Here is a 13,667-nt window from a genome sequence, read left to right as displayed (position 1 = left end):
ACTGCCTGTCGCACAAAAATGAGTCAAGTTTATGTTACTTGGCTCATTATAAAAATTCTTCTATAAGTTTGTTAATATCTCATTAATAATTCTCTAATCTATGTGCTAAACTCATTTCAGCTTCTTTATCAATATAGGTTCACTCTTATATAACATTTCAATATGAGTTCCATTTACCGTATATTTATCTCCATCTAGGAAAAATACACTTCTTAAAGTAGCATTTCCATCACCATTTATAGTTTTTTTTAAATCAATAACTTTACCATCAACCCATTTTTCATTTGAAAGTGATGGAATTATCTGTAATGCTTCTACTGTTTCTTCTCCTATTCCTGCAATTACAGTTACATCTATATTCCTCTGTTTTATAATATTAATATTTTCATTTAATTCATTCAAGAAAGTATTTTGTGTACTCATATGGCATTGAAGTTTATATTGTGTTATATCAACTCCTTCTTTAGTGAATAAATAGTCGCCATATTGTTTGCTTGGTATTATATCATTTAATCCAGGAAATTCTTCATGTATTCCTTCTATTGGGTCATTTCTAAATATCTCACTCAATATCGCAAGATACCCAGTCATGTAAGCTCTAACCATATCAAATTCTTTTCCTGTGTCACTAGGCAACTTCCCACCTGTCCAATAACTAAAATTCGGGGGGGAACCTGTATTTGGTGTAGCCATTACAATCATTTTATTAACATCATCATTATAATAATTACTTTGTACATACGCTCTCGTTACAAGTCCACCCATGCTATGACATATTATATTAACTTTTTTTGAATGTGTTTTTGCTTTTACCCTCTGTATAGTTTTATATAGATAATTTCTTGCTGAATCTGAACAGTTTTTTCGCCAGTCATAAAATGATATAAATAAATCTTTGTTTAACTTAAATCCCATAAGTTCTAGCATTTCTATAAATTGTCCATATGCAACTTTTGCTATACCAAAACTCCAATCTCCTGTTCCTGGAATGATTTCATTACTCATAGATCCAAATAGTCCTGGTACAAATATTATAGGTGTATTAGTTAATGTCATATCTTCACTTCCCATTATTACTTTTATACCTTTAACAAACTAAAGGCTTATTTTATAATATGGAAATATTTCAATTATGTTAAACGAATCTAAGAGAAACTCCAAATATTTTAAAAAATATCTAAATGCAATCATTTATTTGTTATACACAGGTCGGAATGGTTCTTATTTTTTTGCAGATGTATATAGCTTCGATTTAGATAAAGCACTAATATACAAAAATCACTTCCAAACAATTAATCTGAAAACACCCATAACCTTATAGGCAAATCACCCTTATTTATTGTCACCAGCGTACCACATAATAATTCTATATAATCATTGATATAGCTGAATTTATCATGAACCGCAGTCACCTGTGGTACGGCTCACCATATCAATGTAACTGCTGTTTTCTTGTATAACATGGTAGTCGAAAATCGTCCCTTTGACTCCTTTCAGCTCCTAAACTCGTTAGCTATTTTAATTATTTGATACTGGAGTCATTATATTAAAGTCTAAATTAATTATATCTTGTACCCATAAAAATAACTGCCACTTACAAATATCTCCTTCTACAATTATTTTTGAACTATCTGGTCTAATATTTGTTGTTGCAATCTCATATAATATATCTTTTGACATCGTAACCGTTACCGCTGCATCTTCTGCAAGCTTATTATCTAAATATCTAAATATACCACGTTTCACCTCAGCTGAGGCTACTTCTTCTTTATCTGGGATTATAAAATTTATTTTATAATCAAAATCTCCAGCCTTGCGTCCATCTATTCTTATACTAAACAAGTATAGCACATTCTCAAGAGGAATTGCATTTAACACATCTTCAGTTATGACAGAACGCTTTACTTGAATAACCCCATGACGTAATTCTTGTGCTCCTGTTAAATATACATTTCTCCATGGTCCTGATTCTGCAATATATGCTAATTGTTCTAATGCATCTGCACAAAGGAGTTTTGCATTTTTATTTTCAGGGTTAGCATAAATAAGTTGTTTAGTAACCTCTGCCACCCATTGATACTCTCCATCTTCATAAGATCTCTTTGCTCTTTCTAAGACTTCATCCTCTCCACCCATATATTCTATATATTTCTTTGCTGATTGTTCTGTAGGTAGTTTATTTAGATCCACAGGGTTTCCATTATACCAACCCATATATTTCTGATAAACTGCTTTTGAATTATGATTTACCGTTCCATAAAATGAGCTATTATACCATTCATCGCACAAACTTTCTGGAAGTTTAACCATCCTTCCAACATCTTCTAATGTATATCCTTTATTTATTAATCTTAGAGTCTGATCATTAATATACTGATATAAATCTCTTTGTTTCTCCATGTATTCTATACAATACTTATTACCAAATCTTGGCCAAGTATGAACTTCAAATATAGATGTTAAACTGTCTCCCCACAAGTCTATAGCTTTTTGTATATCCTTAGCCCACGCAATAGGATCTCTCACCTCTGCTCCTCTTAAAGTATATATATTGTGGAGGGTTGCACTACAATTTTCTGCAATACATAAAGATTTTTCACTTGGAATATATATGTCCATTTCTGAAGGCGCTTCAGTATCCTCAGTTAATAAAAATTGCATAACAACTCCATCTATCTCTTTTTCTACATATTCTTGATTAGCAATTGGAGATATTTCATGAACATTGTTTATAAAGGTTGTTGTTCCTGTAGAAACATACTTTCCGATTCCACAATCTATTTGACCTTTTTTGTCACGAGGTAGTACTTCGCCATACATATATATCCCACGCCTTGACATTGCAACTCCTGCGTTTACATTTTCTTCTATAACTGCATTTGTAAATCCTTTAGGAGCATATACCTTAATGTCTCTTTCTGTATTACTACTTAAAACCCCTAAAATTCCTCCGTAATGATCTACATGACTGTGGGTAAATATTACTGTACTTATAGGTATATCTTCAAAGTATTCATTAGCTAAATTTATTGCAGCTTCTGCTGTTTCTTTTGATGTTAAACAGTCAATTACAATCCAACCAGTCTCACCTTTTACAAGACTTAAGTTAGCAAGGTCTAATCCTCTAACTTGATATATTTTATCAGTAACTTTAAATAAGCCTGCATTTAGATTCATTTTACCCTGCTCCCAAAGCTTTGGATTAACAGTATGTGGCATTTTTTCCTCTAGTAAAAAAGCATATCTTTTTAAATCCCAAACAGGTAATAATGATTCATTGCTCCTAATAACAGGTAATTGCTCTTTAACAACTACGCTCTTTTTAGATAACTCTTCTTCTATTTTTAATTTATCCCAGTTTATATTATCATAAATTCCTTCATTTATTAGACGTGTTTTAAGTGTTGCATCTTTTCTTAAAGTGTTTAATTTATTCTTGCTTTTTTTATTACTCATATTGACACCTCCCTTATTATATTATATTTATGTTGTCTATATGTTTATTGTGTTAGTAATTGATCTATACAACTTTTAAATAATTAAATAGTTATTATATTGCTTTTACTTCAGTCTATATTTTATTGTATGTATTGATATCACTAAATTGCAAAGAAAACCGCCGTTACTTGTGGTACGGTTCGCCGTATCGATGTAACTGCGGTTTTTCTAAATTAGACTACTATTGTTAGAGTTATTCCACAATATAACATCAGAACGATCCGTGGGATAGATATATTTTTATCTTCCAGAACTCACTATTGCAGACATTTCTTGATTACTTATATTAAAGCTCGTATTTTGAGTAACTGTTTCTGCTATTTGCAATATGTATGTGAATGAGTTATTACAGCTATCACCTAAATAATCACAAAAATTAACTACTAATGGTTCAATAGTATTAAACTCCTGAACTGTAGTAGGTATAACTTCAGATGCCCTATAATTCCAGCATTCTAATACTTTTATATCACCTGTATAGTTAGACCTGAGAATTAATCTATACACTATACTAATCACAGGATTGAAACCTCCAAACTCAAACTCTAAATTTTGAGAGTAGTTGATAAGAACATAGGGATTTTTTATATTTCTTGTATTCACCTGTACTGAAGCTAAATTTATAGGCAAATTATTTTTTATCAACTTACTTGAAAAACTATTTTTATATATCTTGCCACAATTTAGTAGTGGTTCACCAAAACAAATTTTCATTACTGCCCCTCCTTGCTAACATAATCCTTGCTGGTCTTTTCCTAAATAAACTTTAGCAGTCATACTTTTTTGACTGATGTTATAGAATGATTTTTCAGACAACTCAGCCTCAACTAATGCGAAGGTGTAAGTACAATGTCTATCAAATTTAGAATTTAAACATTCACAGTAGTCATATACAAGGGGCTCCTTAATATTGGTATTGTTTACAAATACCCTTCTAAAAGGCCATTCCCTAAGAACTTCGGTAGTGAAATCACTACAGCTTTTTACTAATCTAAAAGTTAAGTTGTTAAAGTGATCCTCTTTTAAAATTGAGGTAACGAAACTAGAATAATTGATTAGAATACATAGATCATTATTTCTTTCTGTATTAATTATTAATTGAGTGAGTATAACAGGTGGATCTTCTTTACTTAATTTAATAGGTAATACAGGATTAAATACTTTTCCACATTTTACATAGGGTATAAAACCTAGATTACGATCTAGAAAATAAGAGTTGTGCCTTTTTCCCTCTTCCTTTAATCCATTTATAACTGTGGCTGTAAAGCTTTTATTCGTTAAACCATAGCTTGTAACATTATTTGTTTCAATTTGAACAATTTCTAGCCTATAGGTTATTCTGCCACTAGTATATATATCCAAGCAATCACAATAATCAAGAACAGTTGGTTGATTTGTATCTACATTAGCAATTTCTAGCATCTCAGAAGATTCAAATTCAAATTCCCACTCTTTAAGAATTTGTGGATAACTTGAATATCTATCTTCTCTAACTAACCGGTAAATAATAATAAATTTTGGATTCAATCCTAATAAGGTAAAATTAATAAATTCAGAGAATTTGACTAATATACATGGCATTGGTATGTCCTTTGTGTTCACATTGACTTCTGCTAGTACAATTGGCGGTTCACTTTCATCTAATCTATTAGGTAAATCAACTTGGTACACTTTACCACACTTTACATATGGTAAATAATTTACTCTTCTCATTTTTACATCCCCCACATTACAATTTCTAATTATTACAGTTAAGGTAGTATCCAGTATTTATTACATAGTATGTAGCCCTAATACTTATTGTTAACTACTACATTTAATATTATCTATTATATAGTCGAGTAGATAACCAGATGTTCAAACACTGTGAAGATAAAATTTTAAGACCATAATTCTTTTGAAAAGAGAATTTATAATACAAATTATATTTATCCAAATAACCACAAATATATGGATTATTATATAAATTTTAGAACCACAAAAAAATCTTGAGGGATTCTCCCCAAGACTATCTAAATAAATGTGTAAATTTAAAATGAGTCAAGTGTATTTCACTTGGCTCATCATAAAAGTTTTGTATTAGTTTACACATATTGAACTAATAACGCTATAGTCTTTGTACTAAATTCCTTTCAGTTTCTTTCTCAGTATAGGTACTCTTATATATATTTCTATTTAAATTCCATTTACCTTATATTTATTCCCATTTAGGAAAATACACTTCTTAAGGTCGCATTTCCATCTCCATTTTTACATTTTTTTAAATCAGTAACCTTACCATCAATCCTTTTTTCATTTGAATGTGATGAAATTGTCTGTAATGCTTCAACCGTTTCTTCTCCTGTTCCTGCAATTACCGTTACATCTATATTTATCTGATTTATAATACTAATATTACCATTTAGTTCTAAATTATAATTCTTATGGTTAATGTAATCTGCTCCTACGCTATCGCATATAATATGTTCATGTTTATTCCAATTTCATTAGTATTCAATGTTCCATTAGCTTAGTATATAATTTAAATGTACCTCCAAGTTACCCTAGTTATTAACTTAATAAGGATAGGCTTGTTCTGCTTTGCTAGTGTGTATATATTGAAACTACTCACATCTGAAAAAGCGCAGTTATTTATGGTAAGGTTCACCGTATCTTTATAGCTGCGGTTTTAATCCCAAAAAGAGTCAAAAGAATATTCCTTTTGACTCTTTTTATACTATTTAAATCACACATCATCCTCTGGGAAAGGGTAAAGTAATATTTTACTTTCCTTATTCTTACTATTGCCTAATTGGTATGTATATGTCTAACTCTGAATCTTCATTTCCTGAATTAAATCTTTCATCATAATACTCAAAATCATGGGAGTTTGCTGGTTCATAACCAGACTTAGGTAACTAGGTACCATATATATATTCGTAGGTATCCCCTAATCTTTCAACAGACCCTTTGTGAGTAAACACAGCATATTTATTATTTTCTACTGTCAATCCTTCCATTCCTTCAGGTATATTTCTAAAAGAATTCACTTCTTGACAAGCAAAGTATGTAAATTTACTCTCTTCAGTAAAGCTTTCTACAAACTCGCATACTCCCATAGCTACATTACTATTTATCACATTTTTTATTTCTTTCATTCTAGAGTTAAACTTGTTCCATAACTCGGGAATTTCATTATTTTGATTATTTCCATAGTATTTTATTCCTACTATCATAAATTTATCTTTTTCTATTATTTTAGGTTCCACGTTAATTCCCCCATTCAAATGTTTTAATTGTATATCTGTTAACTTCTTTTTCTGAAATAAAACTAAATTTGTACCATTTTTTCTATACTGGTGTGGTGTCATCCCATACATTTTTTTAAATGAACGGGTAAAGGCAGCTTGAGATCCAAATTGATATTTTAAGGCTATATCAATTATTCTATCATTAGTCACAATTAAGTCATTTCTAGCCTCAGTTAATCTTCTCTTTCTTATAAATTCTTTCATGTTATCTCCAACTATAGCTCCAAATATTCTATGAAAATGGTACAGTGAAAAATATGCTTTATTTGCAATCTCTTTAAGTTCAGTCTCTTCTGTAAGATTCTCTTCAACATAATCTAAAGCGTTTTTTATCCTAATAATATAATCCACTTTTCTTTCCCTCCCGGAAGGCTTATAACTATATAATAGCAGTTTTCATATCTTGAGTTTTGATGTTTTTTGCTATATATGTATTTATTCTTTTAATTCAATACTACTTGTAGGTAAAATTATAAGTCAGGGGATAATCTCCTGACTCCATTAGGCTACATATTGAAAATACTTAATCTTAGAAAAAATCGCAATTATTTATGGTAAGGTTCACCGTACCAGTGAACTAGCGGTTTTTAAACAAAAAGATTGTAAACAAAGTCTGTCTACAATCTCATAACTTAATCAGTAACAAATACGCTTCCTTTTTCTGCTAAATTTTTTGATCTTTCAATAATATAATCGATTATTTTAGTAGCATCACTCCATTTATAGACATAGCCTCTTGCATCGGGAGTATATTGTCTAGCTATATCCTTTAAAACAGCAATATCAAAGTTATTAAGGATATCTTTCAAAGCAATTTCACCTTTTTCCCTATATAATTCTATTGGATTTATCTTGATATCCATACTATCCTTAAAATTATTATTATCTACTTTTTCTGTTTTTACATTCGATTCATTATCTGAAATCGCAATATTTACATTAAGATTGATATGATTAAGAAGCGGCTCATTTTCCATAATAAAATTTAGTATTTTCAATGTATCTTCTAATTGCTTTTTCTTTATTTCTAGCTTATTATCTAAGTGACTTCCTTTGGTATATACACTATTTTGACTAATCAGTAGTTTCTTAATTTCATTTATATCTTTTTGCATTTGAGCTATATCTTCATCTCCTAAAGTTTTGCTATTATCTTGATTCTTAGCTTTTATATCATTTTCATCTCTGCTTAATTCTGGTTTTTTCAAGCCTCTTATAACTTCCTTGACATATTTTTTATTAAAGCCTAATTGAACAATCTCTTCAACACTTTTTCCAGAATTAATCATCTCCAGTATTTCTTCTTTTTTTGTAGGCATTGAATTCACCTCCACATTCTATTTACTTCACTCTTGCAATAAATTCATTGGTAATGCTTTCAAAAGCATCATATATTTCTTGATTATAACCATATTTCTGTTTTAAAGTACTAATCTGCACATCGATATCAGTTGCTTCGGAAATTCTTGTAGTCTCTTTAACATAATCCCTAAATACATCTGGCACATGTCTTTTATCTGTTTCAGACAACTTGCTTCGTAATATTAAGTCATCCCTAGTCTCTCTATGCATTCTACTTTGAGTTCTATATTTAGTAATTACTATTCCCAACGGTTTAATATCATATGCCCTGTTTATTGCTTTAATATTATCAGAGACTTTATTTATTCTATCTTTTATCTGCGGTATTCCATAAGTAGATAATATGTCTGCGACAACAGGTATAAGGTAATAATCACTCAAGTAAATTCCATTTAAGGTAATAGCACCTAGGTTTGGAGGACAATCAATTAAAATATAATCATATTTATCAATAATTTGTTGAGTTAAATAAGTTGCTAACACAGTTATAGGACTTTGTGCAAAATTATTCAATTGGTTAATCATTGGGATTCTATCTTGTACATCAAGTAAATCAATGCTTGATGGTAACAAATCTAAATTTAGAATTCCAATACCAACACTTGAAACACCTTTAATTATAGATTTATGTATGTCGAAGTCTTGAGTGTTATTTATTTTATCTAAGAACATTTGATGAATAGTTCTTTTGTTGTCATTAGCTTCCTTCCATACTTCTTGATTTATCAACATTACAGTTGCATTTGTTTGTGGATCTAAATCAATTACTAAAACTTTCTTTTTCTTTTCAAAAGTTAAAAATTCAGCTAATGCAACAGTGGTAGTAGTTTTACCAACTCCACCTTTCAAGTTTATTAAACTTACAATCTTTCCCATATAATTCCCTCCCCTTTTAGTTAATTATAGCATACAATATTTTAAGTTAGTATAGTTATATAGCAATTGCAAAAACAAAAGAAAGGGAAGAATCTTCATTGTCCGAAGATTCTTTCCCTAAAAAGGATTTTATTAAGTTTTTTAATGTTTCGTTGAAATGTATTTCAATTGTATCAATCTTTCTATTATCTCCCACTGTAATTTTATTAACGATTAGCTGTAGGAACATTTTCCTTTGGTCTTTATCTGCACTATTCAGAAGTTTATAAAATCCTCCATCGTTTCTTTGACTAGCTCAAAAGGGATTTCATCCGAGCTATTCATTTTGATTTTATCCATTATATCAAGTTTTCTTGCTTACATTTGCCCTAGGGTAGGTTCGATATCTTTTAGTCTTTCAGTCATCTCCTACCAAACTAAATACTTTTGTTTAAGTCCCTAATTTATAGCACGTAATTTGCTAACAATCCTGATGGCGTTTTTTTCCGTTCTTTATTTAATATTTCTTTATCCCCAAACACTAGAAAACTATCTTTTGCTCTTGATACCGCCACATTCAGCATATTTGGCTTTTTATCAAAGAAATATCCCCCTCTATGCTCGCGTGTATACACTGTGGAAAATATAACTATATTTCGTTCTGCACCCTGTAGTTTGTGCACTGTACCAACAGTAATAGAATCCATATCATTTTCCTTTAATAGCTTTCTTATTGTTTTTGCCTGCACAGAAAATGGAGTTACAATTCCTACACAATCTGATACTGTAGGAACATTACCTTTTTCAGTGCTATAATAGTCTTGAATCCTCTTTTTATTATCTAATATCCAATCTACTATAGCTTGTGCTTCTATCTCATTTTTCCAACTTGTATTAACCTTCTCTGCTACTCCTTGAATATGTATATGTCCCATATGTACATACGGATAATCTTTCAATTTATTTTCTCTCTTGGGCTCCAATATACCCTCATAAGCCAGTTCATTACAATAGTTAATTATCTCAGGAATGCATCTTTTATGCTCCGTTAAATATGTTCCACCAACTGTATTATATTTAGAAACCTTACACAAATTTTGAGCAATTTTCATAACATTACCCGATGATGCTGCAATGCCATAATCTATAATGGCATTCTGCTCTGTTTGATCTTTTAATGCTAGGAACTTTCCTATATTTTGCCTATCGACAGTTTCTGTTACACTCCATACAGGTTCTATTTGATGTGTATCCCCTACAATTACTGCCTTTTGAGCAAGCGTGAATGATGCAGCAGCGATTTCAGGTGGTACTTGTCCAGCTTCGTCTACTATTAGTAGATCTATAAAGTTAAATAAGTATTCTTCCTTTCCTTGCCATGCACTGAAAAACTTAGGTATCATATAGAAGGTAGATACAAAACAGGGGGTTAGTTTAGCATGACGTTTCCACTTAGCTTTTTGCTTCGCTACTGACTTCTTATCTTCATAATTTTCTTCTATATTGTTAGACACCTCGATAAGCCATGCTGCTTCAAAATAATGGACAGCAAGATGAAATGCTTCATAGCGATACGTAACGTCGAGTAGCTCAAGTATTGTATTGTAATTATATGTGTCTAAATCTATTTTTATCTTGGTCAATTCATAATTCCCATTAACTCCCTTCAGCTTTTCTTGAATTATCTCGCAATGATGTTTTATTCTATTCCATTTGTCATTATAATCCCTAATATCTTTTTTTACCTTCTCAAGTTCTTCCTTAACCTTAGAAATCTCTTCTTTTACATTCAATAATTCATCGGCAATCTTATCTTTTACTTTATCTGTAAAGTACTCTTGAAATTCTATTGAGCAATCTACTTTGGCAAAAAACAATTTGTTTTCTATCATTGACTTCCGCCTAATAAATGGTATAAATTCTAATACATTAATATACCATTGCAATGACTTTCTGAATATCACAAAATCCTTTTCCAGTGCAGTCAGATTTCGTTTACTTATTTCGAGCGCTTGGATTCTCTTTTCTAGACTCCTGACACATGCTTCTACTTCTCCAAGCCCTTTATATTTTTCCTCAACATACTCTTTAAACTTCTGAAAGACAGAAATACTGTGTACTACATCCTCGATAGATTTTATCTTATCTTTTAACTGCTGGTGTATTGCGTTTTTGCAATCTACAATTTTTGTGCTCCTTAAATCCCCAGCATACGCTTTGTAGTTTTCAATAAAAATATTCTCTGCTTTTTCTATATATTCCTTATTTTCAACTTCCCCAGGAAAGCCATTCCCGTTAGTAGTTAGAGTATGATATGTTTTTTTGCCGTTCCTTTCCTGCTCCTTAATTTTCCCTTCGGAAGCAATATACATTCCATAGCTTGTTACCTTGGGTAACCATCGCTTAGCTAGAATATACTCATCATTACCTAATTGCCCTAAACTGTCAATTATATTTGTCACGGCTTGATTGTTATTTGATGCTGCAACAATAACAGGCGGTTCACCCTGCTTAAGTGCAGCTTCAACGAAAAGTTGGCCGATTATTGAATGTAGGAGAGTTGTTTTACCTGTTCCTGGTGGTCCATTTACAGCTAAAACCTCACCTTCATTTATTTTCTTAAAATAATGTATTGATTCTCGCTGTGACTTAGACAACGGAAATTCACTGCCAACCTGTGCTATATGCTTTATTGAGTCTTCTATTGAACTATTTCCATCTACAATAACTTCTTTTTGTACCTTCTTTAGCGAACAAAAACAGGTTGTTAGCTTATTATAGTCTATCTTATCCTCTGTTAATAGAAAATCATAAAGCTTACTGATATGTACCCTTGTTCCTATAATTTCATCATCCAATACTGCATAAGAACCATCCGTTTTTACATAGTAATCCAGCTTATATTCATCAATAGTGTATCCTGTAACTGCTTTGAACAATTGATTACAATAATTCCAGTATTCGTTCCAGCACTCTGTCACATTTGGCTGTTTATATTTTGATAAATATTCATCTAACACACTCAATTCACCTATTGTTATTTCACTTAGTGATGGCTCAAGGTATTCCCACGGAATCCAAGGAAACTTCTCTGAATTTATCGTAAGACTACCATCTTTATTTAAAATAGCTGATATCATTATTGGAATAATGTTCTTGGGTAAAGAACTTCTATCCTCTCCATGTATAGCTTCAATACTTAGAACAATTGGACAAAGATAAATTTCTAGTTTATCATCTGTTGATACTTCTTCGTCCATTTTTTTATTTTTCTTCCAGTACAGATAATCAAATATTTTACTATGAACCTTACCTATAACAATATCATCTATAGATATCTTATTTTTATTATTAAAATTGCTTGAATCCACAACCTTTCTCTCCGAATCACAAATGGTATTCCTAAAATACTCTATAAATCCTCTGATGTTTATTGCATTTATTTCCATACTCAATAAACCCCCCTGCATTTATTCTCTTTCTGTTTTCTAGATGGTCATTAATTGTTATTAAATAATTGTTATCGTCTAACTCTTTATGATTATTTGTATTTAGGTTATGCTACAGTCTTATAACCGTATCATAACCCAAATAAGCACACTCCAGTATATAACCTATTTCCTTACTTCACATAAGATAATAATTAAAATACAATTATACAAAATTACTACATCCCTGCATTTTCAATGCTCCAATCAAAAAACCTCCGTTATTTATGATACGGTTTACCGTATCTTCCTAAGGGACATACAAAATATTATCCTTGAAATCGCTTAGTCTTCCTAGTTATTTATTTAAGTATATAGCATAATGAAAGTCTTGCAAATGCAAGGCTTTTCTTATTAATATCAATAATGTTAATCTTATTATTTATCTTATTGTTATTGATAAGATGCTATTTGGGTTTGTTTGGTCTTTGGTTATGAGTTAAAATGATTGTTAGGAGGTGAGCTAATGTCAGGTTCAATTAAACTTCCCCACACTTGTCCAAAGTGTGGAAAAACTGCATATACCAAAGAGGAACTAGAAAGATATTTTGGGTTTAGACAGATGAATCCAACTACACTTACTAATCAATCTTGGTGTAAAGAATGTAGGTAAAAAGGGCGGTCTATGACCGTCATTTTTATTATCAATCTTCTTAATATTATTCTTATTGATTTTCTTATTATTTATATAAAGACTATTGATTCTATATATACTATTATTTAGATTATTCTTTATCTTTATATATACGTTTTGATTAATATTCATAAAAGGGTTTCCCCCAGACCCCCATCCCAAAAGGATTATAGTTTATCTATATGATATTGTATTTTGTTATGTAAAATCTTTCAGATTTTATTGTCCAGCTAATCTTGTTTATACTTCACTTCGTTTAGCTGTCCAACGTCTTTTTAATTGATTTGTTTGAAAGAATGTATCTAAAACTTATAGAAGCTTGAAGATAATTAAATCTGTGATTTAATCATCGAGAAGCTGAAACCTACTAAAAGACTTACCAAAGCTAACCTCATACCCTTGCAATCCCCTGGAATGGACGCAGTTATCCCTTGGTTCGAGGAAAAAATAAAAGACGGCTAAATGATAACAACATAGTTGTGTTTCTCAATCCCCATTCGTTGTTCATAATGAACTCTCAACGGCTTATCTCATCTTTTT

9 protein-coding genes and 1 pseudogene are annotated in these 13,667 nt (G+C 30.7%); 1 reads left to right on the top strand and 9 read right to left on the bottom strand.

All coding sequences use genetic code 11. The features are described 5' to 3' along the window. Positions 1 to 111 precede the first annotated feature (111 nt). The 9 genes and pseudogenes from F8154_RS11080 to F8154_RS11045 form a co-directional block, all read right to left on the bottom strand. Positions 112 to 1,071 carry an esterase/lipase family protein gene (locus F8154_RS11080; protein ID WP_207706878.1) on the bottom strand — a complete coding sequence of 320 codons (960 nt, stop codon included), beginning with the start codon at positions 1,069 to 1,071 and terminating at the stop codon, positions 112 to 114. A gap of 447 nt (positions 1,072 to 1,518) precedes the next feature. Continuing rightward, positions 1,519 to 3,456, bottom strand: coding sequence for an alkyl/aryl-sulfatase (locus F8154_RS11075; RefSeq protein WP_151861684.1), 1,938 nt, complete (start codon positions 3,454 to 3,456; stop codon positions 1,519 to 1,521). Positions 3,457 to 3,738: 282 nt separating this feature from the next. After that, a complete protein-coding gene (locus F8154_RS11070; protein WP_151861683.1) occupies positions 3,739 to 4,212 on the bottom strand; it encodes a DUF4489 domain-containing protein in 474 nt (157 codons plus the stop codon). 15 nt (positions 4,213 to 4,227) lie between these two features. Next, positions 4,228 to 5,211, bottom strand: coding sequence for a DUF4489 domain-containing protein (locus F8154_RS11065; protein WP_151861682.1), 984 nt, complete (start codon positions 5,209 to 5,211; stop codon positions 4,228 to 4,230). A 1,067-nt stretch (positions 5,212 to 6,278) separates the two neighbouring features. Next, positions 6,279 to 7,139, bottom strand: a pseudogene (locus tag F8154_RS11060) (AraC family transcriptional regulator). 281 nt (positions 7,140 to 7,420) lie between these two features. Continuing rightward, positions 7,421 to 8,107 carry a hypothetical protein gene (locus tag F8154_RS11055; protein WP_151861680.1) on the bottom strand — a complete coding sequence of 229 codons (687 nt, stop codon included), beginning with the start codon at positions 8,105 to 8,107 and terminating at the stop codon, positions 7,421 to 7,423. A gap of 22 nt (positions 8,108 to 8,129) precedes the next feature. Continuing rightward, positions 8,130 to 9,026 (bottom strand): ParA family protein, encoded by an 897-nt coding sequence (locus tag F8154_RS11050; protein WP_151861679.1) that lies wholly within the window; start codon positions 9,024 to 9,026, stop codon positions 8,130 to 8,132. Between the two features lie 55 nt (positions 9,027 to 9,081). After that, positions 9,082 to 9,255 carry a hypothetical protein gene (locus tag F8154_RS15150; protein WP_192930262.1) on the bottom strand — a complete coding sequence of 58 codons (174 nt, stop codon included), beginning with the start codon at positions 9,253 to 9,255 and terminating at the stop codon, positions 9,082 to 9,084. Between the two features lie 214 nt (positions 9,256 to 9,469). Continuing rightward, positions 9,470 to 12,454, bottom strand: coding sequence for a DEAD/DEAH box helicase (locus F8154_RS11045; protein ID WP_192930261.1), 2,985 nt, complete (start codon positions 12,452 to 12,454; stop codon positions 9,470 to 9,472). A gap of 505 nt (positions 12,455 to 12,959) precedes the next feature. Here F8154_RS11045 and F8154_RS15145 point away from each other — a divergent pair. Beyond that, positions 12,960 to 13,106 carry a hypothetical protein gene (locus F8154_RS15145; protein WP_192930260.1) on the top strand — a complete coding sequence of 49 codons (147 nt, stop codon included), beginning with the start codon at positions 12,960 to 12,962 and terminating at the stop codon, positions 13,104 to 13,106. Positions 13,107 to 13,667: the final 561 nt, after the last annotated feature.

Source organism: Alkaliphilus pronyensis, from assembly GCF_009017275.1.
In the GTDB taxonomy this organism is placed as follows: domain Bacteria; phylum Bacillota; class Clostridia; order Peptostreptococcales; family Natronincolaceae; genus Alkaliphilus_C; species Alkaliphilus_C pronyensis.
Note: the sequence above shows the minus strand (reverse complement) of the source record. Positions and strands in the feature narration are given on the sequence as shown.